Raw genomic sequence first — 24,086 nt, forward strand, 5'->3', positions numbered from 1 at the left:
ACACGAAGAGTGTTGATCCTTGAGCACAGCGGTACGGACCCGGTGACGACTCGTTGACCAGAAGGACGCAGATGAGCAACCTCTCGCAACTACTGAAGGAGAGCTGGGTCCTGGTCGAGGAGCGTCACGACGACGTGGCCGCCCACTTCTACGCGCGGATGTTCCTCACCGACCCGGGGTTGCGTCAGCTGTTTCCCGTTCATCTGGACACCCAACGCCGCTGCCTGGTCGAAGCGCTCGTCACCGCGGCGGCGTCCATCGACGACCCGGAGCGGTTCACCGAGTACGTCCAGGGGCTGGGCCGGGCCCACCGCAAGTTCCACGTCCAACCGTCGCAGTTCGCCGCGTTCCATGGTGCCTTGCTGGAGGCGCTGCGCACCGTGGGGGGTGACCGGTGGACCATCGAGTACGACCAAGCCTGGGCCGACGCTCTGGGCCTGCTGACCAGCAACATGATCACCGGCCTCGAACAGGATGCCGACCCGGCGTTCTGGCACGCCGAGGTGCTCGCGCACGAACGCCGCGGTGCCGACATCGCCGTGTTGACCTGCCAGCCGCTGCAGCATCCGCTGCGATACCAGGCCGGCCAGTACGTCAGCGTCGAGGTGCCGCGCTACCAGCCGCGCCTGTGGCGGACGTACTCGATCGCCAACGCGCCCCGCCCGGACGACACGGTGGAGTTCCACGTCCGCGCGGTCGGTGCCGGCTGGGTGTCCAGCGCCCTGGTGCGCCGGGTACGGCCGGGTGATCTGCTCCGAATCGCGGCGCCGATGGGCACGATGGTGCTGGATCGCGAGTCGCCGAGGGACATCGTCTGTCTCGCCGGCGGGGTGGGTTTCGCCCCGATCAAGGCGCTGGTCGACGAGTTGACCCGGTTCAACCGAAGCCGGTGGGTGCACGTCTATCTCGGCGCGCGGCACCGCGACGAGTTGTACGACCTCGACGAGTTGCTACGGCTGGCCGCCACCTATCCGTGGCTCAACGTCGTACCATGCTGCACCGACGATCCGAGCTGGACCGGCGAACACGGCGAGGTGTCGGAGGTGCTTGCCCGCTACGGGCCTTGGCACGAGCACGACTTCTTCGTCTCCGGTTCGGCGCCGATGGTGCGGGCGAGCCTGCGGACGCTCGCCGAGCTGGAGATCCCGGCCGACCGGATCCGCTACGACAGCTTCGGCGACATCTGACCCGTTCGGCCGCTGCCCCGGTACTCCGTCACCGGGACCAGGCTGGAGCCGGGCGGCATCCGGTCCACGTACAGCCGGCCTTCAAGATGGTCGATCTCGTGGGCGACCAGTCGGGCCATCGCCCGGTCGAAAGAGGTGATCACCCGGCTGCCGTCGAATCGGGTGTGTTCGACGTCGATCCGCAGCGGCCGGGGCACCGCCCCTCGGACGTCCAGGAAGGACAGGCAGCCTTCGTACTGTTCGTCGGTCTCCACCGAGGTGTCCACGATCCGGGGGTTGAGCAGCACGAGGGGTTCGGCGTCCAGGTCCGGGGGTCGGATCAGCGCGGCGGCCCAGGGCAGACCGATCTGTGGGGCGGCCAGCGCTACTCCTTTGGTGAACGGGTGCGCGTCGTCGACGTGGGCCAGGACGGCGCGCAGTCGGTCGGCCGCGTCCCGCGCCACCGCCCCGTCCGCGGGCAGCTCGAACGGCTGGGCCGGCTGTCGGAGGATCTCGGCACCGCGCTGCACGATGCCCAGTGCGCGCATCCGATCGCTGGCCGGCTCCGGCCCCGAGACGGGGGCGGATGCCGGCCCCGAGACGGGGGCGGATGCCGATGGCGACGCCGACACGGACTCCGAGGGTGCGGCCCGGAACCGCCACTCCAGCCGGTAGCGGGCGTTGAGCAGCGGAGCCTCGGTGGACCATTCCAGCGTCGTCCGGCCGTCGCTCTGCTGCCGGCGCAGCGGGGTCCGTAGCGGGGCTTCCTCGGCCGACAGCGATGTCTCGACCCCCCAGACCTGCGGGTCGAGCCCGGCCGGGAAATCCAGCCGTACGGTGAGCTGCCGGGTCGGCAACCGGACCGCCCGTTGGAACCAGTGGCCCCATTTCTCCTGGCCGACCCGGTACGTGTATTCGATGGCGACCCGCTGTCCCGGATAGAGCGGGAAGCGTCCTTCGGCGTTCTCGAAGTGCAGCCAGACTTCCTTGAAGGCGTCCCGGTCGTGCTTGGTGTGCCACTGCATCGGCTCGCGCTGCTCCGGTACGCCGCAGTAGGCGTGCAGGTCGAGCTCGGGGAAGGTGAGGGGATGGTCGCGGTGGTGCAGGTTGGAGCGCTCCGGGTCGTCGGGGTAGCGGTCGACGGCGATCCGGACCAGGTAGCGGGTGACCGGTTCGGTGCCGGCGTTGTAGAGCGCGCGGCGGACGGTGCAGTGGTAGTAGCCGTCCTGGTAGCGCAGGGCGGCCACCTCCTGTTCGACGATCAGTCCGGTCCCCGGCGGCATCCACTGCTCCGGCACTGGTGGTTCGCGCAGTGCCGCGCCGGCCCGGCCGTGGCGGAGTTCGTCGTACTCCTGGAATCGCTGCCAGATCGCGCCGCCGGCGCCGAGTACGGCCTCGGCCCGTCGGGCGAAGTCTTCGGTCGGGCGGTGCCGGCGTCCTTCGACGTGACTGATGTACGACGGGTCGAAGCCCATCCGCGCGGCCAACTGCTTCTTGGTCATCGACCGCTCCGCCCGCCATTGGGCGAGCTCGGCCGCGAAGGTGTCGGCGGCGCGGTCGATGGGCGAGCTGGTCATCGGATTCTTCCGTGGATACCCCGGCGTTGCGGCCGGGGAGGAAACGGAACCCCTGCGGAGCAGGACAGGGAAAGCCGATCCGCCGCCGAGGCGGATCGGCGTCCACTCACCCGCCACCCCCCTGGGCTCACGACCGAATCGTTAGACTGTGGACTGTGTCCAGGACCGTGAAGCGGGCGTTCAAGTACCGCTTCCACCCCGCCCCCGGGCAGGCGGCCGAGCTCGCCCGGACGTTCGGTTGTGTCCGGCTGGTCTACAACAAGGCCCTGGCCGCCCGCGCCGAGGCGTGGACCCTGCGGCGGGAACGGGTCACCTACCGGGCGACGTCGGCGATGCTGACCGCGTGGAAGAAGACCGACGAACTCGCCTTCCTCGGCGACGTCTCCTGCGTCCCTCTGCAGCAGGCGCTGCGGCACCTGCAGACCGCGTCCACCAACTTCTGGGCGAAACGGGCCCGGTATCCGACGTTCAAGTCGAGGAAGCGGTCGCGGCGGTCGGCGGAGTACACGACCAGCGCGTTCCGGTGGCGCGACGGCCGGCTGACCCTGGCGAAGATGACCGCACCGTTGGACATCGTGTGGTCGCGTCCGTTGCCGGAGGGTGCGGTGCCGTCGACGGTGACCGTGTCGCAGGACCCGGCGGGCCGCTGGTACGTCTCCCTGCTCTGCGACGACCGGATCGAGCACGTGCCGGCGTCGGGTGCGGTCGGGGTCGACGCCGGCCTCGACAGCCTGTTCACCCTGTCCACCGGGGAGAAGATCGCCAACCCCCGGTATGAACGCCGCGACCACCAGCGGCTGGCCCGCGCCCAGCGCAACCTCGCCCGGAAAGCCCGAGGTTCGGCGAACCGGGCCAAAGCCCGGCTGGCGGTGGCCCGCGTGCATGCCCGGATCGCCGACCGCCGCCGCGACCACCCGCACAAGCTGACCACTCGGCTCGTTCGTGACACCCAAACGATCGTGATCGAGGATTTGACCGTCCGTAACATGGTCGCCAACCACAGTCTGGCCCGCGCGATCTCGGATGCGGGCTGGCGGCAGTTCCGAACCATGCTGGCAAACAAGACCGCCTGGTACGGCCGGGACCTGGTGGTCGTGGACCGCTGGTTCCCGTCGACCCGGCGGTGTTCGGCCTGCGGCGTACTGGCCGAACACCTGCCGTTGGCGGTCCGGTCGTGGACCTGCCGGTGCGGGCGGACCCACGACCGGGACGTCAACGCGGCCCGCAACCTTCTCGCGGAGGGGCTCTCCGTGATTGCCTGTGGAGGCGGTGTAAGACCTCACCGGGAGTCCTCCTCTCGGACGGGGCGGTCGTCGGTGAAGCAGGAACCCCCTGGGGCGACCCAGGGAATCCCCGTCCTTGAGCTTTAGGGCGGGGAGGATTGTCACGGTGAGCGTCCCCTCAGGCCGGAACATCAGTCTGCTTTCCGACTCGGACAGCGGGCTAGCAATGGCGCGTTGCCGACACAAATCTTGACAAGCCGTCAACGAGACTCCGCTCCAGCCCAGCCCGGCAGCCGACCCGGACCCACGCCGGTACGGATGATCAGGATTGCGGACTGTAACCGGTGTCACCCCTTCGGGGGGCGTTCACACCAAAGTCTGGTTAGGCTAGCCTTAGCGCGTTAGGGTGATGCGACAGCGTAAGTCGGAAGGATCGTCACGGTGGCAGCGATGTGGCTGGCAGACAGCCCGCGAAGGGTTCCGGTCGCTCTCACCTGGGCGGACGCGTCGCCGAGCAGCCGACCGCGCACTGGTGCTGCCCCCCGCCCGACCACCCCCCACTCGTCTGGCTACTCACTGTGACCGCCGTCATCAGCCGCCGGGCGCATTCCCCCGCGCCACTGGCCCCAGTGACCGCTACTCTGCGTGCCATGTTCGGCACCGACGACCTGCCGGGTCTGCACCCGGGCCTGCTGGTGTCGAACGAGACGGGCTGGGTGCCGGCGACCACGCTCATCGACGGCGACCAGTTGCCCACCCTGCTCGCCTCGGCCGCCCGTCGGTGGCAGGCCAAGCGGCACGCCGCAGCCGCCCTGGCGTGGAAGGCGTACAGCTACTGGGTGGCGCTACCGGCCGCCCTGGGTTGGGCGGCGGCCCGGCGGGTCCCGCTGTTGCGGGCCAGCGACGTACTGCTGCGGATGGACGAGGCCGGGCCGCTGGTCGACATCGGCCTGCGCCCGAGCGTCACCGTCGCGGTGCTGCCCAACGACCCGCTCGCCGTGTCCGGGCTGCCCGAGGTCGTGGTCGTGCCGGACGACGCCGCGCTGCTGGGCCTGCTCCGCGCGTCCTTGCTGGATGAACACCTCAACCCGCTGCTGGACACAATCCACCGCCAGGTCAAGATCGGCCAGCGGACCTTGCTCGGATCGCTGGCGTCCGGCGTCGCGTACGCAATCCTGCAGGCCGCCGACACGCTTCCGGGAACTCCGGCCGAAACGATCGGGACGCTGCTCGACGCGCTCGACGTCGCCGATCTGATCGAGCTGGTGCCCGGCGCGGACGGCGAGCCGACCGTCCAGCGCAAGACCTGCTGCCTGGCGTTCACCCTGCCCGAACCGAAGATCTGCCCGGGTTGCTGCATCCGCCCCAACTGACGTCCGCGCCAGCTGACGGCCGTGATCGGCTGAGCCCCCGCGAAGGTCGATCGCGGGGGCTCAGTCTCGTCACTGTCTCACCTTGCCCGGGTACGGTCAGCCTCAGCCGAGGATCCGATCAGCCGAGGTTCTGGTACGTCGCGGTGAGGGTGGCCCGGGCCAGGGTGTGGAACGTCAGATTGAATCCGACGTACGCCGCCGACGCGTCCGGCCCGACGTCGAGCGTCTCCACGTCGAGGGCGTGTACGGCGAAAATATAGCGGTGCGGCCGGTCGCCGGCCGGCGGGGCGGATCCGTCGTACCGGGGGTTGCCGAAGTCGTTGCGGACGCTGAACGCCCCGGCGGCCACCTGCTCTGGTGCGCTGCCGGCACCCTGGGCCAGTTCGGTCACCGACGCCGGCAGGTTGACCAGCAGCCAGTGCCAGAATCCGCAGCCGGTCGGCGCGTCCGGGTCGTAGCAGGTGACGGTGAACCCTCGGGTCTCGGCCGGAAAGCCGGACCAGGACAGCTGCGGGGAGAGGTTCTCGCCGCCGGCGCCGGTGAAGATGTGCGTCTTGGCGATCGGCTCGCCGTCGGCGATGTCGGCGCTGGTCACGGTGAACGCGCCGACCGGCGGCAACAGGTCGTACGGGCTGGGTGCGACAGGACGGTCCAGGTTCATGCCTGGCATCTTGCCGCACCCGGCACCGGTACGCAGCTCCGCACCGGTGCCGGGACGGTCGTCGTCAGAACCGGTCGGCGCCGGCGGTGACCAGTTCGGCGTCGCGTTCGGCGGCCAGCCGGTGGCGCAGCTGCTCGCCTTCGATGTCGACGTTGGGCAGGATCCGGAGCAGGAAGACCGGCATCCACCAGGCGGCCTTGCCGAGCAGCGACATCACCGCCGGGACGATGGTCATCCGGACCACGAACGCGTCGATCAGTACGCCGATCGCCAGGGCGAAGCCCATGGACTTGATCACCGGGTCGTCGAGGAGCATGAACCCGCCGAAGACCGCGATCATGATCAGCGCGGCGGCGGTCACCACCCGGGCCCCGTGCCCCATGCCGTTGATCGTCGCCTGCACCGCCGTGTCACCGTGCACGAAGTCTTCGCGCATCCGGGACACCAGGAAGACCTCGTAGTCCATGGCGAGGCCGAACAGGATGCCGATCAGCAGGATCGGCAGAAAGCTGACCAACGGTCCGGCGGTGTCCAACCCCACCAGGTTGGACAGCCAACCCCACTGGAAGACCGCGACGGTGATGCCGAACGTCGCACCGACGGTGAGCAGGAAGCCGGCGGCGGCCTTGACCGGCACCAGGATCGACCGGAACACCAGCATCAGCAGCAGCACCGACAGTCCGATCACCAGCAGCAGGTAGACCGGCATCGCGTCGGAGAGCTTGTCGGAGACGTCGATGCCGACGGCGGTGACGCCGGTCAGCGCGACTTCGGCCGGCTGCTCGACGGTGGGCAGCGCGTCGTCGTCCCGGGGCTGCATGCCGAGGTCCGCGATCTCGCCGCGGATCCGCTGCACCAGGTCTTCGGTTTCGGCGTCGGTCGGCCCGGTGGTGGGGATGACCGCCAGGATGGCGGTCTCGCCGTCCTGGCTGGTCTGCGGCGGGGCCACCGCGATCACGCCGTCGAGCCCCCGTACGGCGCCGGTGACCTGGCTGGCAGCGGCCTGGGTGGCGTCGGCCGATTCGCCGGAGACGACCATCAGCAGTCGGCCGTTGAAGCCGGGGCCGAATCCGTCGCTGATCAGGTCGGCGGCGGTCCGTTCGCTGGATCCGATCGGGGCGGCGCTGGTGTCGGGCAGCGAGAGCCGCATGTCGGCGGCCGGGATCGCGAGCGTGCCGAGTCCGACGAGTCCGACGAGGATGACCGGGATCCGCAGCCGCACCATCAGCCGGGCCCAGCGGAAGCCGAAGTTCTCGGTGTCGTCGTGGGCGGCCGGTGCGGTGCCGGACGCGGCGGTGCCGGACGCGGTGGCTGGCACGAGGGCCCGCTTGGCGCGCGGCAGTACCCGGCGTCCGGCGTACCCGAGCAGTGCCGGCTGCAGGGTGATGGCGACCAGGACGGCGACGCTGACCGTAGCGGCGGCGGCCAGACCCATCACGGTGAGGAACGGGATGCCGACGACGGAGAGCCCGGCGAGGGCGATGACGACGGTGGCGCCGGCGAAGACGACGGCGGATCCGGCGGTGCCCACCGCCCGGGCGGCGGCCTCTTCGGGGTCGAGGCCTTCCAGCATGTTCTGCCGGTGCCGGGAGGTGATGAACAGCGAATAGTCGATGCCGACGGCGAGGCCGAGCATCAGCGCCAGCACCGGGGCGGTCGAGGTCAGGCTGACGACGCTGCTGAGCGCGAAGAGCCCGGCCATGCCGGCGCCGACGCCGATCAGCGCGTTGAGCATCGTCATGCCGGCGGCGACCAGCGAGCCGAAGGTGACGATCAGGACGACCAGGGCGATGGCGACACCGATCGCCTCCTGGGAGCCGACGTGCGGTTCGGAGTTCATCACCTCACCGCCGGCGGCCACCTGGTATCCGGCGTCGCGGGCGGCGTCGCCGACCGCCTCGTACGCGGCTCGCTGTTCGTCGGTGACTTCGTCGACGGGTACGGCGAACTGGACGTTGACCAGCGCGTACCGGCCGTCCTGGGAGACCGATCCGGTCTGGAACGGGTTAAGCGCGCCGACCACGCCGGGCAGTTCGTTGGCTTCGGCCACGACGGACAGTACGGCGGCCTGGCCGTCGCCGGTGACCAGCTGTTCGCCTTCGGGGGCGGCGACCACGATGGTCCCGCCGGCACCGCTGGCTTCGGGGAACTGTTCCTGCAGCTGTTCGAGCGCCGCCTGGGATTCGGTGCCGGGGATGCTGAAGTTACTGGCGGTCGGGCCGCGGAAGGCGAGCGCGGCCGAGCCGAGCGCCACCAGGGCGATCAACCAGATCGCGACGACCAGGTGTCGTTTGCGTACGGCGGTCCGGCCGAGCCGGTATAGCAAGGTGGCCATGCGGCATCCTCTGTCGTCGTGTCGGTCGTAACGGAACTGTGGGTGGGTTTCGGCCGGCGCTAAGCGTCGGTGGCGCTAGGCGTCGGTGGGGCCACTGCTCGGCTGGCCGAGGGTCCGGTCGATCACGTGGGCCAGCAGCGGACGGAGTTGGTCGGCGTCGAGGTCGAGGTGTTTGGAGCTGGCGGCGGCGACGCCGGCCAGCACCACCAGGGCGGCGAACCGGTCGTCGAGGCGTCCGGACCGACCGCTGAGGGCGTCGAGCAGCCGGTCGATCTTCTGTTCCAGGTCGCAGAAAGCGGGTTGGTGCAGCATCTGCGGGATCTCGGCGTACAGCACCGCGATCTGCCGCTGGTAGCGCAGGCACAGGTCGATGAAACCGTCGATCGCCGTACGGCGGGCGGTGTCGTCGTCGAGTCCGGCCAGTCGCTGGTCGAGTTGGGCAAGATCGGCGACTGCCGGGTTCATCAGGGCGGCGAGGAGCGCGTCCTTGCTGTCGAAGTGGTAGAGCAGGGATGCCTTGGCGCAGCCCACTTCGGCGGCGATGTCCTGCAGGGAGGTGCCCCGGAAGCCGACCACCGCGAAGCGTTCGGCGGCCACGGCGAGGATCTGCTCGCGTAGCTCGGGTCGGCTTGCGCCGCCCCGCCCGGACTGCGTCACGGGTCTGTCTCCCCTTCCTCGGGTCACCGCTTCCTCAGGTCACTGCCTTCGGGTCACCGCTTCCTCGGGTCACCGTCGGAACCAAGGATGCCGTAGCCATCCCGGGAAACCCTGACCGATCGGTCAGAACGTGAAGCAACTCACTTCCGACGAAACGACCCCACCACGATCCCGACCATTGGATCTCACCCGGCGAAGATGGAATCCCGACGGGAGCTCGATGAGAATTCGCTAAGAACCGGCCGTACGGCCCGGGTCATCGGCCGGGCAGCAGGACCGCGTGTTTCAGCTGGCTGGCCAGCCAGTCCCGGAAGGCGGTTTCGTCCCAGCCGCAGCGCAGCACCAGGCTGCCGTAGTGCGCCGGGTCGTTGTAGAACCAGACGAGATCCACCGACCGGTCGATGTCCGCGCCGTACCGCAGCGGGCCGAGGTCGCGCAGTCGCCCGACCACGCCGGTGGCGCCGATCCGGCGGTTGCGCAGCAGCGTCTCCCAGACCTGCGCGACCTCTTCGGCGTCGTCGGCCGCCTGCCGTACGGTCTCGAAGATCCGCGCGGTCCGGCCGCCGATCAGCCGGCACACTTCCGCGTACGCGTCGAGGACGCCTTCGGCGGTGTCGGCGAGGCGCACCGGCTGGAACCAGGGCCGTTCGACGACCGGCACCGGTTCGTCGTCGCCGGCCAGCGCCTCGTCGAGGACCTGGCGCAGCAGCGCCGGTTTGGAGCCGAAGGCGGCGAAGACGGTGGGGCGGGCGACACCGGCCACGACGGCGACGTCGGCGAGCGAGGCGCCGGCGTAGCCGCGTTCGACGAAGAGGTCCCGGGCGGCGTTGACGATCGCCCGTCGGGTCCGCCGGGCGCTCTCCTCCCGTACCGCTGACCGGTATTTGCGGGTCGGCCTGCCCTCGTTGTCGGCTGCCATAGCTCCGACACCCTACCAAGATATTAACTAGACGTCGTCTCTGGACTAGACCACGTCTATTGAATATTCTCAGAAGCAACCCACCGGGATCGGGTTGCCGCCCGCGACCTCCGGTCGGGCACCTCCCCCGCTGCGACGAAAGGGCCAGCCATGCCAGGACCACGGGTCGGCGCCGCACGCCGCACCTACCGAGTCGGGCCAGCACACCGACTCCTGTTCAGCCTCGCGACGGCGCTGCTGGTCGCGGCGGCCTCCGCCTGCTCGTCGGACGGCACGACGACCCAGCCGGCCGACCCCGGCGGCCAGCCGGCCGGAGCAGCGAGTCAGCCGGCGGACCAGCAGTCCGGCGGCGAGTCGACGCCGCCGGTCGACGCCTGCACGCTGCTCACCGCCGACGAGGTCACCCCGATCATCGGCGCGCACGACGGCGGCGGGCCCGGTGACGGCGTCGGCGAAAGCGTCTGCGTGTGGGAAAACCCGGACACCTATCACTCGGTGACGGTCAGCATCGGCGGTCCGGGCACGGCCGCCTCCGGCCAGCTGCCCGCCGAATCGGCGTACGGCGAGACGGAACCCGGCCCGGACGGCATCCGCTTCGCTCCCGGCGGCATCGCCGAGTTCATCGTCGGCGACCGGGCCAGCGAGGTCCAGGTCGTCGCTCCCGACACCGACCGGGACGTCACCGTCGAACTGATCGGCCTGATCAGAAGCCGGCTGTGACCCGGCGGCCGACCATCGGCCGCCACCGGGTCACCACGTTCGACGGTCCCTACTCGCAGGCGACGCCGTCGCCGTCGCGGTCCAGGTCGTAGACGTCCTGTCCGATGACCCGCACCGGTCCTTGGACGTACGCCGGACCGTTGCCGCTGCCCCCGGCGCAGTCGACGTCGCTGGCGATTGGTACGCAGGCTCCGGTGTAGCTGGGGTGACACTGCTGGGCAACCTTGGTGCCGACCAGCACCACCTTGGTCACCGGCTGCTTGGTCACCTGCTCACTGATCAGCTTCTTCGCGGTCTGCACCCCGTTGGTGTAGGTCACCTGATATGTCAGCTTCTTGACCCCGGCGACGCCGTTGGTCTTGACCTTTGTGGTGCCCTTCGGGAGCGTGGCGTCGTTGACCCGCTTCTCCTGGAACGGGATCTGCTGGGTCTCGGTGACCGTCTTCGTCTCCACCTTCGGCTGGCGGACCGCTGGTGACGGTGGCGGGGCCGGCGACGGTGGCGCGGTAGTCGACGTCGGTGTCGGGGTGGGCGCGGCCGTCGTCGCGCTCGCCGACGGGGTCGGGCTCGGCGTGGCCGATGCCGATGCCGATGGCGTCGTGGTGCCGTCGGCCTGCGACGAGATGCTGCCGTCACCCGTACGCCCGGACAGGCCGGCGGCGTCGAGCGTGGCCGGCGTCGGCTCCGGATCCGGCGCGAAGGCACCGATCACCCCGAGTCCGCCGCAGCAGAACAGGACGAACGTCAGCAGCACGCCGCCGAGGATCGCCCCGGTTTTCTGCCCAGGGCTGAACCGATCACCGCCAGCCTTCGCACCGGCGTATGGCGGCTGACTGTTGTGGTACGGCGAATTGGTCACCGGCGAAGTGTGCCGCCGGGCATCGACCTTGGGCAGTAGTCGAACAGTGGCAGTTCGGCACGACGGGGTCGGTCCGCAGCGGCCGATCGTCCATATTCGCCACCCAATCCGGCTGGTCCAGCTCGGACGGTCGCATCATCCGTTCGGCCAGCGGCATCGGTCCTTCGTCAGCCGGACGATCGGCGTTCATCCACAGACCGGGTATTCCGGTCGGTGGATGTCGGATCGAGCCGCTATGCTGCGCTTCCCGGCGGGCGGTTCGGGCTTCTTCGGCCCGGCACGTCTCGCCGGCGTCCGCGCCAGACCGCTGGCGCAGCCACAACCATGGGGGTTCAACCTTGCGTGTCATTCGCAATGCCCTGCGCGCCGCCGGCTCCGCCGCCGTCGCGCTCACGCTCGTTCTCACCGCTCACCAGGCCCCGGCGCTCGCGGCACCGTCCGCCGAGGCCGTCGAGGCCGCAGCGGCGGGCTCCCTCGGCACCTACGAGCCGGTCGGGCCGGCTCGTCTGCTCGACACCCGGACCGGGCTGGGCGCACCAGCCGGCGCGGTCACCGACAACCAGGTGCTCAACCTGCAGGTCGGCGGGCGAGCCGGCGTACCCGCCACGGGTGTGTCGGCGGTCGTCCTGAACGTCACCGTCACCGGGCCGACGCTGCCCGGCCACCTGACCGTCTACCCGAGCGGTGCCGCCCAGCCGGCGACCTCCAACCTCAACTTCGTCGCCGGACGGACGATCGCCAACTCGGTGACCGTACCGGTCGGCGCCGGGGGTCAGGTAGCGATCCTGCACCGGGGCGGCAGCACCCACGTGATCGCCGACGTGACCGGCTACTACCTCGGCGTGGACGACGCCGCCGCCGGTAGCTACTACTTCGTGACCAGTCCCGACCGGATCCTGGACACCCGTGATCCGAGCTTCGGCGGCCCGCTACCCGGCCACTCCTGGGTGACCCTCTGGCTCAACTTCGATCCCGAGTTCAACGCGAAGATCCGGGCGTACGCCGTCAACGTCACCGCCGTACGGCCGGCGGCCAATGGGCACCTGACCACATGGAACGGCGTCGGCGACCCGCCGAACTCCTCGACCCTCAACTTCGTGACGAACCGGACCGTGCCGAACATGGCCATCGTCCCGGTCGGTCCCTGCCCGCCCGAGTACGGGTGCGGCAACCAGCCGGCGATCGCCGTCTACAACGGTTCGGAACTCGGCACCCACGTCCTGATCGACATCTTCGGGGTGTACGCGGAAGAGGACTACGGGATGCGGTTCCAGCCAATCGATCCGACCCGGATCGCCGACACCCGCGTCGGTCTCGGTGCCCCGGCTCCGCTCGGCCCGACGACCACGGCGACGATCACTGCCCCCGAATCGGTGACCACGAACGACACGTACGCGCTGTCGATGAACGTCACGGCGGTCAAGCCGACCGCGAACACCCACGTCAGCGTCTGGCCGGACGAGGAGGGCCTGCCGCAGCCGACGGTCAGCACGCTCAACCCGTACGCGGGCGAGACGGTGCCCAACGCCGCCATCGCCGAGATCGGTGTGGAGAGTTTCGCGTTCAACGTCTACAACCACGCCGGCACGATCAACCTGGTCGTCGACGTCGCCGGCCGGTTCGACTTCGTCGCGCCTCCGCTCGCCAGCGGGGACGTGGCTCGGGCCGGTGCCCAGCAGGCGGCCGGGCCGGTTGCGCCACGGGTCACCGTCGGCGGTCACCAGACGCACGCCGCCTCGGTCAACTGACGCTCCACCCAGCTCCACCCTGGCCGGTTGATCCGGTCGGCTTGAGGTGACTCCGGCGGGTCCGGTTCCGTGTGATGACGCGGGACCGGACCCGTCGGCGTTTCCGGCAGTCAGCGCCGGGTTTCACGGTCGTTTGTCGCGTCGGGCCAGTCGGTAGAGCCCGCGCCGTTGGACGAATATCTCCCGCCGCTCGGCGGCGTCTCCGGAACTGTCGATCACATAGCCGATGACCCAAATCCAGCCGTGGTACGTCGGCTTGGGGTCCACCGAGATCACCCGGAACCGCAGCCGACGCTCACCGGCGAACTGCACGCTGGCCTCGCGGCCGACCACCAGGACGTCGCCCGGCTTCGGCTCGGGCGTGTGGAGCAGCCGACTACCCACCACGCCGATCCGCCAACGGGTACGTCGTCCGCCCACAGGACGGACACCATCTCGACTTCACCTTGAACGACCACAACCCGGCGCAGAAGCCGAGCAACGCCGCCCCGAACAGTGCCCCGATGTTCCACATCGATGTCTTTCCTCTCTGCAAGAACGACGGATCCGGGCGGTCACGGATCGTCGAGCGACACCGGCTCACCGCCGTTGGCCTCCCACCGGGCCAGGATCTCGGCGAGAATCCGCCGCGCACCGGCCTCACCGTGCTCAGCCTTCAAGTCCTCGAAACTCCACCGCAGCGTCAGCACCATCTCGCCGGCCTCGTCGGTCGCGCACTCACGGGTGACGGCGTCGTCGTCGGCATCGCCGTCGGCGCTTGGCTCCGACTCTCCCGCGCTGTCGTCGGCCAAGATCACAACCCCGCTGGTACGCGGTAGCCGAGCAGCTGCCCGTACGTCAGCAGCGGACGCAACGTCGGTACGAGTGTCGTCGGCTGCGACGACCAGCGATGCCCCCGGTTGCCATCCAACCGCCGATGCCGGGCCGCCGACCGTTCCTGGTCGAGCCGGGCCAGCCGCTTCGACGCCACCGACCGCCCGTCCCGCCACTCCCGCCACCGCACCACCAGCTCACGCACCATCTCGACGATCACTGCTTCACTCCTTTTCAAGATCGTTTTCGTGTACGCAATCGATCAAGCCCACGCGGCAGAACCGCGATGACGCCGCTTGTGTATCGCCTCGACAGCATCCATGACCGTCCACAGGCAACCTTGCAACTGTCAACGTTCACGGGGTGCCGTTGCCTACGTTCAGCTCGTGAGAGTCGTCGCGTTATCCGACGTCGCCGAGATGCTCGGTGGCGTATCGCGCACCCGCGCCACCGAGATCACCAACCGATCGAGCTTCCCTGCGCCGGTCGCGCTGGTCGCCTCCGGCCGGATGCGGATCTGGGACCGCGACGAGGTCGCCGAGTGGATCCGCACCCACCGCCCGACCCAGCAAGAAGACTGAATTGCACTATCCGCACCATGTGCACCGTCGTGGCCGCCTAGCACCGAACTACTGAGCTGTACACCAGCCACCTATCGCGGCCCGATCAACGTGGCTGACGTACAGCTCAGCAACGAGTTCATGTCCTCGATGCGATGGGACCAACCGCCGATTCACGCTCCACCTCTCGCTGCCGCGACCGAGTATCACTCTGTCCTGACCAAATGCTCAACTATTGACTACGCGCAGTGAACGCATCCGGCGTACGGCTTCTTTGATGGATCGGACGGCAATTGGTACGCGACGTACGACTTCGCTCGACGCCGGCAAATGCAATCGGCGAAGAATGCTCAGGAACCCGCACCGAGCAGGTCGGCCAGCGCCGCCAGCTCCTGGCTCACTGGCCGACGGCGGCGGGTCAGGATCGTGGTGACGATGTCCCGGGCGTACCGCTGGTGTCTCAACCAGGTCGGCGACTTCGCGCGGAGCCCGGACAGGATGCGCGTCGCTTCGACCAGGTCGCCGCGTTCGGCGTTGGCCCAGGCACGGTCGAGTTGGTGGCGATTACGGTTATCCGACGTCGCCCGACCGCTGCCCGGCGGTACGCGCTCCGCCAACGCGAGCGCCGTGACGGGATCGCCGGCCACGACCGACATCTCGACTCGCTTCATCTCCACGGTCACCGGGCAGAAGGCACCCATGGTCACCGGCATGCGGATAGCCGCGTCGGCGGGAAGATGCTCGCCGATCCGGGCCGCTGCCGCGCTCGCGGCGTCGAGCATTTCTCCGGCGTCGTCGGCGCGACCATCGCGGATGGCGGCGGCCGACCCGCGCAGCATGAGCCAGCCCCAGACCGCGAGCCGGGTCGGGTCCGTACGGGAAAAGCGTGGCTCCACCGCGTCCGCCGTGGCGACAGCCAACCGCTCTGCCTCGTCGAACCGCCCCTGCCGGAGCAACAGCCAGCACATCGTGGTGACGACTGACGCGGCGACCAGTTCGTTGCCGGACTCGTCCGCGACGTCGAGCGCGAGACTCAGCGCAAGGTAGGCAAGGTCGAAACGCCGGAGCTGGATCAAGGTCGTCCCGGCGATCTGGTACGCCTGAGCGAGCTGCCCCGCGCTGGCGACCTGCTCATCGCCGCCACTCGCGTCGACAAGGCTGCGAGCTGCACTGATCAGCACCGGCAACCGGGCCAGCGCGCTGGCGTAATCGTCACCATGGTAGATCCGATCGATCTCGGCAATCGATGTCTGCAGCTCACGCACTGTCGGCGGATCTGCCGAGACTGCACTGACGGTCATCCCGCTCAAGCCACGGGCCGGAGTCAGCGCCCGTCGTAGCAGGCCAACCGCGATCTCGTCGTAATCGGAGCCGACCCCGGCTGCCGTACCAGCGCCGGCAGGCCCGACTAGTACGGATGTCGGTACGGCAAGCGCAGCGGCGATTGCCCGCAAGGTCGACATCCGTGGTGACTCCGGCTTGTTCTGCTCCAGCTTCTGGATCGTCTCGACCGCAAGCCCGGCAGCCTCCGCCAACTGCTCCTGAGTGAGTCCCCTGAGTCGACGTAGCCGCCCTACGTTGTCGCCCACCGTCGAGCTCATCGCGCCGCCTCCCGAAACCGCGCCCCCGGCCGTACGGAATCCGGCACCGCCGCAACGACCGCCGCTGCCAACCGTACCGTGGGGTATTGATCATCTGTCGCTCCTGATTCGGTACGTCGGGGGGCGATGACCTCAGGCAATGAGCGACTATTTACAGGTGTCGACCGCAGTCGAGACGCGCGATGCGGCAGTAGCCCTTGCCCGATCGGCAGTGGGTGCTCGCCTGGCCGCCAACGCGCAGGTGGTCGGTCCGGTGATCAGCGTCTTCTGGCACCTGGGCAGTCAAGGTGAGGGCGAAGAGTGGCAGGTGCTACTCAATACCACGGCAGCCCGCTACGAAGACCTGGAGCGCCACCTACTCGCACATCATCCCTGGCAGAATCCGCAAATCACGGCTACCGCAATCGTGGCAGGATCGGCAGCGTGTCTGGAGTGGCTTCGATCGTCGACAGGCGACGCCGCGCCGGGCTGAGCTGTGGTTCCCGGAGGCGGCGGCAAGCGCAGCGGTGGTAGCGGCGGCGCGGGCGGAGGCAAGAAGAAGTGATCAAGCAGCAAACTCGCCTACTCGACGAGTTGGCGGCCGCCGGGCGGCTTTCGGAAGCCTGGCGGCCCCACTTCGAACGGGTTCCGCGTCATGAGTTCGTACCCGAGATCGCTTGGTTCGGCTGGGACAACCGGGTGATCTCCCGCGCCGACGAGCCGGACGCATGGTTCGACGCCGCGTACGCAGATGGGCCGATCGTGACGCAGTTCGATGACGGGAAGGTGTTGCCCGGCAGCGTACCCGGGCTGTCGCCGTCAAGTTCCCTGTCTATGCCGAGGATCGTCGCGCGCATGCTGGACGCCGCGATGATCGTCGACGGCATGCGCGTACTGGAGATCGGCACAGGTAGCGGCTGGAGCGCGGCCCTGCTCGCCGACCGGCTCGGCGACGCGAACGTGACAACCGTCGAGATCGACACGACGATCTTGCGTGCGGCGCAGCAGGCGTTACGACAGGCGGGCTACGCACCGACCACGGTCGCGGCCGATGGCACCGGGGGTTACGCCGCTCACGCTCCCTATGACCGCGTGCTCGCCACCTGTTCCGTGTACCGCGTCCCGCCCGCGTGGATCGCTCAAACGCGGCCGGGCGGGTACATCGTGACGCCGTGGCGTCTCGCGATGCCGAGCGGCCTGCTCGTTCGCCTTCAGGTCGACGAGGACGGTGCGGCTTCGGGTTCGTTCGTCTGCCCGGCGTGGTTCATGGTGACGCGCAACCAGCGCCGGTCAACCGACCAGGTGCCGATGACCAGCCCGGCGCTTGACGGTCGTACCAGTCTCCGGCGCGGCGAGGTCTTCCAGAACGAGTCGGCTCAGTTCGCTGTCGCCGTGCTCGTGCCGAACTGCGACCAATGGACCGACAGTGACGACGCCGGTGTGACCGTACGGCTTGACGATGTCGCCTCGGGCTCGTGGGCGGCGGTCACCTACGGCGACGAATCCGGTGACGACTTCGCCGTCCGCCAAGGCGGTCCACGACGGCTCTGGGACGAGGTCGAGGCAGCCTACGCCTGGTGGCAGGATGCCGGTCGGCCCGAGTACACCCGGTTCGGCTTGACAGTCGACGGCACGACACAGCGCCTCTGGATCGATGAGCCAGCAACCGTAGTCGCCAACGTGTGAAGCCCAAAGACCGCTCATCACCGCCGCCGCTGGTGGTGCCGCCGAGGCGACGATGCAGCGTTATGCCAATGCCGGTACGGGCTCGCCAACCAACGTACGGAGCGCCTGATACGCCTCGTCCGCTGCTGGCAGGTTTTCGGCGTCGTGCTCATCGCCGGGAGACCGGCTGCAATAGGCGGCAAGAGCTACGACGATCGCTTCGGCACTTGCTGGATGCTGACGAGCAAGCGCAACCAGAGTACGCCCCACTTCGGCTCGCAACGATCGGTCTTCTTCCGCGAATAGCGGCACCAACCTGTCGATGGCGTCGTCCGTAGGCGGACCTTGCCGCAGTGCCCCCACCGCCCGCGCCCGCGCCCGCGGATCGACGCCAGGGTCCACCACGATCCCCACCGCCGCCTCCACCACCTCCGACGACCACAACCCGCCCGCCTGCAACGCCCCCGCCGCGCATGCACGCATCGGCACCCTGAAACCAGCATCTGCGAGGGCTGCCAGTGCCGTGGCGACGTACGGGGAATGTGGCCCGGGGGATGCCGTGACAGCGGCGAGTTCGACGAACGCTTTGGGCAGCGTCTCGGCGAGTGTGGAAGCCTGCTGATCCAGGATTACGCGGAAACGGTCGCCGGCCTTGGTACCGGCGAGGCCGCGCAGTCGCTCGGACAAGACCTCGCGGTAGCCACGAAAACGGCATCGGCTGGTCTCGGGGGTCAGCCATTCGTCAATCGCGTGGTGTAGCACCGTGTCGATGGTCGCCGTCTGTAGCGGGGTGTCGTCGGCGAGGACGCGAAGCATGAACAGGAAGTCACGGCCCAGCAGGTCTTCGTACCGGCTCGGGGCGGCGGTCGCGGGCCAGATCGCCTCCGCCACGACGGTCTCGATCTGCTCGGTGTAGTCGGTGCCGATCAGTCCCAGCGCGAGCAGGATCGGCTCGTCGTAGCGGGGGTCGTGCAGCCGGCTGCGGATCGCTGCGATCCGCTCCTCGGCGGTGCCGCGAAACGCCAAGGCGCGGCCGGCGTAGTACTCCTCGAACGTCAGGTGCGGAAACCCGTACCGGCCGGGTGCCCGCTCGATGAGCAGCCCGGTGTGCCGGTCGGCCTTGTCGACGAACTCGATGACCCCGACGCCGGCATCCGTACTCAGTGGATCGGCGGCCTCCACCACGGTCGGGTCCCACTCGACGCCGTGATGCTTAGCCCACAGTGGACCCAGCACCGTCAGCAGTTCCAGCTGGCTGGCCGCACCCTCGGGCCGATGCTCGTGCATCCAGAAACCCAACTCGGTCAGCCAGCGGGTCAGCATCCGCTCGTCCGGCAGGTCGGCCGCGGCGACGCCTTGCGCGGTGCGCCAGGTCCGGCCCAGCGCGTTGCACACCTCGATATAGGCCTCGACCCGCCGGTGCGGCAGCCGGCCGCTGGCCCGATGCACCAGCACCAACGCGGTCAGCAGCAGCGGGTTCGCCGCCAATCGCCGTACCCCCGGGTTGGTTGCCAACGCCTCGCGGATCGCTGCGGCTTCCTGCTGCCCGGCCTGGACGATCGCCGGGTCGCTCTTGTCCGGAGTCTCGGCCCGCTCCACCTCCCGGCAATACACCTCCAGGAACCTGTCGATCGTCTCCTGGTCCATGTCCTGCAACCGCACCGCCACGAACGGCTCCGGCAGCGGCGCGGCCGAATAGCCGGCGATCCGGCTGGTCACCACGAACCGGTTGCCGTGCCGCGCGTACGCGGTGACGAACCGGGTCACCGCCTCCACCACACCCCGGCGCAGCTCGGCCGAGGCGATCTCGTCCAGGCCGTCGAGCAGGACCAGGCACCGGCCGGCGTCCAACTCCCGCCGCAACAGATCGGCAAGACCAGCGGTACGGCACTCCAACCGGTTGAGGTAGCCCGGCAGGAACTCGCCGATGCCCTGCTCCGGGTAGCCCTGCCGGGCGTAGTCGCCGATCCGCAGATAGATCGGGAAACGCGCCGGTTTCCCCTGCACCGGATTGCCCGAGGCCAGCGCCAGTGCGTGCGTGAGCGCGAGGTGCTTCAGCAGGGTCGTCTTGCCGGTCCCCGGATCCCCCAGGACCAGCGACTGGGCGTTGGTGCGGACCGCGTCCAACACCGGTGCCGGCTGCGCGCGGTCTGGCTCGTCCGCGACGTCGAACCGGCGGCCGGCCTGCAGGTGCAACCGGTCCAGGGCCGCCTCGAACCCGGTGGCGTCGAGCCGCCCCGACTCGACCATCGCGGCCAGCTTGTCGCGTTCCTGCTCGAACCAGAGCCTGGCCCGATCGCCGGGGTGCTTTTCCGGCCGGGCACTCAATCCGACGAACACCTCGGCCAGCGGCAACTGCACTGTCGTATTGCGCACCACGCCCACGGTCCGCAGATAGCGGTGCTGGTCGGCCAGCCAGCGCAGGTAGGCGATCAGGTCGTCCTCGTCGGCCGCGCCGGCCCCCGCGTGCCTGGCCAGCTGGGTCGCCGCCCGCGCGGTGTCCGCGGCGTCCGTCCGCCCCAACACCTCCTGCAGTACGGCCTCCGCCCGCACCTCGACCGACAGCTCGTCCAGCAGTGTCGTGAACACCGGCCGCAGCAGGACGATTCGGTCGAGCCGCTCGTCCTCCGACGCCTGCGGTCCCAACGAGTCGACGGCCCGCCGCGCCAGTGCGGCGGCGGAGGCTGCCGTACCCGGGACCAGGACCTTCGCCAGCTCCTCCGCGCCCTCGTGCGTCCAGAAGCCCGCGTTGACATCGAAGTCGGCCAGCCGGCGGCCATGACGTTTCTCGACGGTCGCGAACGCCCGCGCCAACGCCCGCGCCAGGGCCTTCTGCTCCGGGTCACCGAAGATCCGCGCCCGCACCCCCTGCGTCGCGGAACCGGCCAGCTGCTTGGCCGCTGACGTAATGATCGACTCTGCCACCGGCACCAGCATCGACACAGGATCCACGACCGGCGAGTATAGGCAGCACCGTCCACTGTCACTATCGTGAGGCGTTCTCGTATTCGTTGCCTACCTGCGGCCAAGCTGACCGTTGACGCCCATTCCGGTGGCGGGTCGGCGCTGGGGTCGGCAGGATCATGGGCATGAGCACCGAACCGGACCGGTACGCCGTCGGCTCACTGCGGGCCGTGGCGCTCGACGCCCCCGACATCGAGCGCCTGGCCACCTTCTACGAACAGCTCGCCGGCTGGCAACGCCTCCCCACCGACGACGATGACGCCGACTGGATCACGCTCGTCACCGACGACGGCTGGCGGATCGGCCTGCAACAGGCACTCGACCACGTACCGCCGAACTGGCCCGGCCAGGACCGGCCGCAACAGGCCCACCTCGACTTCCAGGTGTCGGACATCGACGCGGCGGCCGAACGCGCCCGGCAGCTCGGTGCCAGACTGCTCCGCCGCAACGAACAGTGGCACACCCTCGCCGACCCGGCCGGCCACCCGTTCGACCTGTGCGTCAAAGCCGACGAGCCACGCACCCTCCTCGCGGGTGTCATGCTCGACTGCCCCGACGCCAAGACGCTGAGCCACTTCTACGCCGAACTACTCGGCAAACCGGTCACCTACGAAGCCGACGGGATCGCCATGATCGGCGAAGAAGGCGGGCAGCCCGTCCTGTTCCAGCAAGTCGAGCAGTACGCCGCACCCCGCTGGCCGGATCCGGCGTACCCGCAGCAGCTGCACCTCGACGTCCTGGTCCAGGACGTCGACGCCGCCGAACGGGCCGCCCTCGACCTCGGCGCCACCCGGCTCGACGGCGCCGGCCCCGACTGGCGCGTCTACGCCGACCCCGCCGGCCACCCCTTCTGCCTGGTCTGGTCGGCCTGAACCAGCGCGCGATCCGACCACGAGCTCTCCCAACGGGACACCCACGGCGACGCCGCGAAACGGCCAGGTCGCCAACAGTAAGGCCAGGTCACCGGCGGTACGGCCGGGAGCGGTCGCCGATATACTCCAGCCCACCGCTCGACACATCACCCCAGCTCGTGGGAGCCCATATGCGTGTCACCCGTGCCGTCACCGCCGGCACAGTCGCCCTTCTCGCCGCGACCTTCGCCCTGCATCCAGCCCAGGCCCAGGCCCAGAGCGCCGCACCGACCGCGCCGTACACCGCGTTGACGATCAACGGAGCGTTCGGAAATCACCCGCTCTCGACCGGCACCCGGGTGTACGACAGCGACAACGCCACCATCGAGATCAGCGGGTCCCCCAACGGAATCGGCCTCAGCGTGTCGGCTGCCGACGGCAGCCTCTGGCACGCTCGGGTCCAGCCCCCTGTCGGCAGCGAGTTGATCGCCGGCACCCGCTACTTGACCCATGATCTTCTTCCGAACACCACCCACGGCGTTTTCGACATCTCCGGTGAAGGTCGGGGTTGCAGCATGTCCGGCTGGTTCGACGTCAAGGAGTTCGTCCGCGACGCCGAGACAGGGCTCCCGAGCGCCGTCGCCATCACCTACCAGGTCACCTGCTCGAACAACACAGTCCCGATGCAGGGCGAGATACGGTTCAGCTCGACCGTGCCGTACGGGGCGACCGCGCTCGACGCCCGGTCGCTCGACTTCGGTCAGCGCTACGTCGGACTCGAACGGCAGATCCGTACGGTCACCGTGACCTCGGCCGGTCCGCTTCCCGTCACCCTGGCCGACTTCGCGATCGAAGGGCCACAGCCGCCGCACTTCGAGATCGCGGCCACCACCTGCGACGGGGTCAGCCTCGACTACGGCGAAAGCTGCGAGATCGACGTCGAGATGAGCCGGAGAGCCCGTGGCCAGCTGTGGGCACGCCTGACGTTCGCCGAAGCCGGCGACCCGGACGCGCGCCGGGAGGTCGCCCTGTCCGGCATTGCCCTGGTCAATCCGGTCGGCACGTACCACCCGGTCGGCCCGCAACGGGTGCTCGACACTCGGACCGGGCTCGGCGCACCGAAGGCCGCTGTCACCGACCAAAAGGTCGTCGGACTGTCGGTGGGCGGGCGGGGCGGCGTAGCCGTCAGCGGGGTTTCCGCCGTCGTGCTCAACGTCACCGTGACCGGCCCGACCGCGGCCGGACACCTGACGCTCTACCCCTCAGATAGTGCCGCGCCGACCTCGTCCAACCTGAACTTCATCAAGGGGCGGACCATCGCGAACTCGGTGACCGTACCGGTCGGCCCGGACGGCAAAGTAGCGATCCTGCACCGGGGCGGCAGCACCCACATCATCGCCGACGTCGTCGGCTACTACGTCGGCACCGACATCAGGCCGGGCTGGAATGAGGTCGGCGACGAGTACTACATGACGACCAACGAACGGCTCCTGGACACCCGCGATGCCTACTTCGGCGGCCCGCTGCCCGGCGACTGGATCGTCTACATCCCCGTCGACTACGGAGACGATACGAACGACAGGATCTCGGCGGTCGCGGTCAACGTCACCGCCGTCAAGCCCGTCGGCAGCGGCCACCTGACCAGCTGGGACGGCGTCCAAGACCTGCCGACGGCGTCGACGCTCAACTTCACGCCCGGCCGGACCGTGCCGAACATGGCCATCGTGCCCCTCGGCACCTGCCCGGACGATCTCGGCTGCGCCGGAATGCCGTCGATCGCCATCCACAACGGATCCGCCGATCCCACCCACATCCTGGTGGACATCTTCGGCCTCTACATGGACACGGATCTCGCCGACGGGACCCGGTTCCGGCCCGTCGACCCGACCCGGATCGTCGACACCCGTACCGCGCTCGGCGCGCCGACCGCCCTCGGGCCGACCACCACCGCCACCATCGCCACCCCGGCGTCCGTCATCACCGACGACACCGAAGCCGTGTCGATGAACATCACCGCGGTCCGACCGACCGCCAACACCCACGTCAGCGTCTGGCCCGCCTACTTCGGCACCGAGCCGCCGAACGTCAGCACCCTCAACCCCTACCAGGGCGAGACGGTCCCCAACGCCGCCATCACCGGCATCTTCAACGACGGCGACTTCAACATCTACAACCACGCCGGCGACACCCACGTGGTCGTCGACATCGCCGGCACCTTCGAGTACCTCTACGACTACGCCGAATTCCTCCCCGGCCCGGCACGCGCGGCAGGTGCCACCGCCAGGTCCGACAGCGGAATCCGTACGCCGCCGCTGCGATTGAGGGCCACCGAGGCGTACGCCACCCCGGCCCGCTGACCGGGTCCCGCCGAGCGTGACCAGCCGAGCTGGTCACGCTCGGCGGGCGGCCCGGGTG

The 24,086-nt window shown here is 69.3% G+C and carries 21 protein-coding genes; 10 read left to right on the top strand and 11 right to left on the bottom strand.

Features of this window, described 5'->3' with window-relative positions; all coding sequences use genetic code 11:
• Positions 1-71 precede the first annotated feature (71 nt).
• Positions 72-1,187, top strand: coding sequence for a globin domain-containing protein (locus O7632_RS01400; RefSeq protein WP_278110734.1), 1,116 nt, complete (start codon positions 72-74; stop codon positions 1,185-1,187).
• Here O7632_RS01400 and O7632_RS01405 read toward each other — a convergent pair.
• Positions 1,163-2,743 (bottom strand): peptide deformylase, encoded by a 1,581-nt coding sequence (locus O7632_RS01405; RefSeq protein WP_278110736.1) that lies wholly within the window; start codon positions 2,741-2,743, stop codon positions 1,163-1,165. The two genes, O7632_RS01400 and O7632_RS01405, sit on opposite strands and share 25 nt — an antisense overlap.
• A gap of 155 nt (positions 2,744-2,898) precedes the next feature.
• On the opposite strand from O7632_RS01405, the gene O7632_RS01410 reads away from it, so the two are divergent.
• Positions 2,899-4,113 (top strand): transposase, encoded by a 1,215-nt coding sequence (locus O7632_RS01410; protein WP_278110738.1) that lies wholly within the window; start codon positions 2,899-2,901, stop codon positions 4,111-4,113.
• Positions 4,114-4,616: 503 nt separating this feature from the next.
• Positions 4,617-5,339 carry a hypothetical protein gene (locus O7632_RS01415; RefSeq protein WP_278110740.1) on the top strand — a complete coding sequence of 241 codons (723 nt, stop codon included), beginning with the start codon at positions 4,617-4,619 and terminating at the stop codon, positions 5,337-5,339.
• A gap of 118 nt (positions 5,340-5,457) precedes the next feature.
• Here the strand turns inward: O7632_RS01415 and O7632_RS01420 are convergent, their stop codons facing one another.
• From O7632_RS01420 to O7632_RS01435, 4 genes are all read right to left on the bottom strand, one after another.
• Positions 5,458-6,000, bottom strand: a complete 543-nt coding sequence (locus O7632_RS01420) for a YbhB/YbcL family Raf kinase inhibitor-like protein (protein ID WP_278110742.1) — start codon at positions 5,998-6,000, stop codon at positions 5,458-5,460.
• A gap of 64 nt (positions 6,001-6,064) precedes the next feature.
• The gene (locus tag O7632_RS01425) at positions 6,065-8,335 is read right to left on the bottom strand and encodes an MMPL family transporter (RefSeq protein WP_278110744.1); all 2,271 of its coding nucleotides are present in this window, start codon (positions 8,333-8,335) and stop codon (positions 6,065-6,067) included.
• Between the two features lie 75 nt (positions 8,336-8,410).
• Positions 8,411-8,992, bottom strand: a complete 582-nt coding sequence (locus tag O7632_RS01430) for a TetR/AcrR family transcriptional regulator (protein WP_278110746.1) — start codon at positions 8,990-8,992, stop codon at positions 8,411-8,413.
• Between the two features lie 256 nt (positions 8,993-9,248).
• Positions 9,249-9,911 carry a TetR/AcrR family transcriptional regulator gene (locus O7632_RS01435; protein ID WP_278110747.1) on the bottom strand — a complete coding sequence of 221 codons (663 nt, stop codon included), beginning with the start codon at positions 9,909-9,911 and terminating at the stop codon, positions 9,249-9,251.
• Between the two features lie 150 nt (positions 9,912-10,061).
• On the opposite strand from O7632_RS01435, the gene O7632_RS01440 reads away from it, so the two are divergent.
• Positions 10,062-10,631 carry a DUF3558 family protein gene (locus O7632_RS01440; RefSeq protein WP_278110749.1) on the top strand — a complete coding sequence of 190 codons (570 nt, stop codon included), beginning with the start codon at positions 10,062-10,064 and terminating at the stop codon, positions 10,629-10,631.
• 49 nt (positions 10,632-10,680) lie between these two features.
• Here O7632_RS01440 and O7632_RS01445 read toward each other — a convergent pair whose 3' ends face one another.
• Positions 10,681-11,490 carry a G5 domain-containing protein gene (locus O7632_RS01445; protein ID WP_278110751.1) on the bottom strand — a complete coding sequence of 270 codons (810 nt, stop codon included), beginning with the start codon at positions 11,488-11,490 and terminating at the stop codon, positions 10,681-10,683.
• 338 nt (positions 11,491-11,828) lie between these two features.
• Between O7632_RS01445 and O7632_RS01450 the strand changes: the two genes are divergently transcribed.
• On the top strand, positions 11,829-13,238 hold the full coding sequence (locus O7632_RS01450; RefSeq protein WP_278110752.1) for a hypothetical protein: 1,410 nt from the start codon (positions 11,829-11,831) through the stop codon (positions 13,236-13,238).
• A gap of 123 nt (positions 13,239-13,361) precedes the next feature.
• Here the strand turns inward: O7632_RS01450 and O7632_RS01455 are convergent, their stop codons facing one another.
• The 3 genes from O7632_RS01455 to O7632_RS01465 form a co-directional block, all read right to left on the bottom strand.
• Entirely contained in the window at positions 13,362-13,658 is a 297-nt protein-coding gene (locus tag O7632_RS01455; RefSeq protein WP_347403549.1) for a hypothetical protein, read from the bottom strand.
• A gap of 134 nt (positions 13,659-13,792) precedes the next feature.
• On the bottom strand, positions 13,793-14,035 hold the full coding sequence (locus O7632_RS01460; protein ID WP_278110754.1) for a hypothetical protein: 243 nt from the start codon (positions 14,033-14,035) through the stop codon (positions 13,793-13,795).
• Positions 14,032-14,271, bottom strand: coding sequence for a hypothetical protein (locus O7632_RS01465; protein ID WP_278110756.1), 240 nt, complete (start codon positions 14,269-14,271; stop codon positions 14,032-14,034). The genes O7632_RS01460 and O7632_RS01465 overlap by 4 nt, the downstream gene beginning before the upstream one ends.
• Positions 14,272-14,437: 166 nt before the next feature.
• Here O7632_RS01465 and O7632_RS01470 point away from each other — a divergent pair, with 166 nt between their 5' ends.
• Positions 14,438-14,632, top strand: a complete 195-nt coding sequence (locus tag O7632_RS01470) for a hypothetical protein (RefSeq protein ID WP_278110758.1) — start codon at positions 14,438-14,440, stop codon at positions 14,630-14,632.
• A 329-nt stretch (positions 14,633-14,961) separates the two neighbouring features.
• Here O7632_RS01470 and O7632_RS01475 read toward each other — a convergent pair whose 3' ends face one another.
• Positions 14,962-16,200, bottom strand: a complete 1,239-nt coding sequence (locus O7632_RS01475; RefSeq protein WP_278110760.1) for a helix-turn-helix transcriptional regulator — start codon at positions 16,198-16,200, stop codon at positions 14,962-14,964.
• A gap of 151 nt (positions 16,201-16,351) precedes the next feature.
• Here O7632_RS01475 and cutA point away from each other — a divergent pair, with 151 nt between their 5' ends.
• Together cutA and O7632_RS01485 are read left to right on the top strand one after the other, a co-directional pair.
• The gene (gene cutA, locus O7632_RS01480; RefSeq protein ID WP_278110761.1) at positions 16,352-16,684 is read left to right on the top strand and encodes a divalent-cation tolerance protein CutA; all 333 of its coding nucleotides are present in this window, start codon (positions 16,352-16,354) and stop codon (positions 16,682-16,684) included.
• 68 nt (positions 16,685-16,752) lie between these two features.
• Positions 16,753-17,877: a methyltransferase domain-containing protein gene (locus O7632_RS01485; RefSeq protein ID WP_278110763.1), complete on the top strand. Its 1,125-nt coding sequence runs from the start codon at positions 16,753-16,755 to the stop codon at positions 17,875-17,877.
• A gap of 60 nt (positions 17,878-17,937) precedes the next feature.
• On the opposite strand, the gene O7632_RS01490 is transcribed toward O7632_RS01485, so the two are convergent.
• Positions 17,938-20,808 (bottom strand): NACHT domain-containing protein, encoded by a 2,871-nt coding sequence (locus O7632_RS01490; protein ID WP_347403550.1) that lies wholly within the window; start codon positions 20,806-20,808, stop codon positions 17,938-17,940.
• Between the two features lie 137 nt (positions 20,809-20,945).
• On the opposite strand from O7632_RS01490, the gene O7632_RS01495 reads away from it, so the two are divergent.
• Both O7632_RS01495 and O7632_RS01500 read left to right on the top strand, forming a co-directional pair.
• Complete coding sequence (locus tag O7632_RS01495; protein ID WP_278110765.1) at positions 20,946-21,692, top strand: VOC family protein; 747 nt, start codon at positions 20,946-20,948, stop codon at positions 21,690-21,692.
• A 170-nt stretch (positions 21,693-21,862) separates the two neighbouring features.
• Positions 21,863-24,028 carry a hypothetical protein gene (locus O7632_RS01500; RefSeq protein WP_278110767.1) on the top strand — a complete coding sequence of 722 codons (2,166 nt, stop codon included), beginning with the start codon at positions 21,863-21,865 and terminating at the stop codon, positions 24,026-24,028.
• Positions 24,029-24,086: the final 58 nt, after the last annotated feature.

Source organism: Solwaraspora sp. WMMD406 (assembly GCF_029626025.1).
Taxonomy (GTDB): domain Bacteria; phylum Actinomycetota; class Actinomycetes; order Mycobacteriales; family Micromonosporaceae; genus Micromonospora_E.

What these genes read in the sequence shown, in the direction of transcription:
- O7632_RS01495 (WP_278110765.1), top strand. Translation starts at nt 20,946, where the DNA reads ATGAGCACCGAACCGGACCGGTACGCCGTCGGCTCACTGCGGGCCGTG.
- O7632_RS01500 (WP_278110767.1), top strand. Translation starts at nt 21,863, where the DNA reads ATGCGTGTCACCCGTGCCGTCACCGCCGGCACAGTCGCCCTTCTCGCC.
- O7632_RS01440 (WP_278110749.1), top strand. Translation starts at nt 10,062, where the DNA reads ATGCCAGGACCACGGGTCGGCGCCGCACGCCGCACCTACCGAGTCGGG.
- O7632_RS01400 (WP_278110734.1), top strand. Translation starts at nt 72, where the DNA reads ATGAGCAACCTCTCGCAACTACTGAAGGAGAGCTGGGTCCTGGTCGAG.
- O7632_RS01405 (WP_278110736.1), bottom strand. Translation starts at nt 2,743, where the DNA reads ATGACCAGCTCGCCCATCGACCGCGCCGCCGACACCTTCGCGGCCGAG.
- O7632_RS01435 (WP_278110747.1), bottom strand. Translation starts at nt 9,911, where the DNA reads ATGGCAGCCGACAACGAGGGCAGGCCGACCCGCAAATACCGGTCAGCG.
- cutA (WP_278110761.1), top strand. Translation starts at nt 16,352, where the DNA reads ATGAGCGACTATTTACAGGTGTCGACCGCAGTCGAGACGCGCGATGCG.
- O7632_RS01415 (WP_278110740.1), top strand. Translation starts at nt 4,617, where the DNA reads ATGTTCGGCACCGACGACCTGCCGGGTCTGCACCCGGGCCTGCTGGTG.
- O7632_RS01425 (WP_278110744.1), bottom strand. Translation starts at nt 8,335, where the DNA reads ATGGCCACCTTGCTATACCGGCTCGGCCGGACCGCCGTACGCAAACGA.
- O7632_RS01420 (WP_278110742.1), bottom strand. Translation starts at nt 6,000, where the DNA reads ATGAACCTGGACCGTCCTGTCGCACCCAGCCCGTACGACCTGTTGCCG.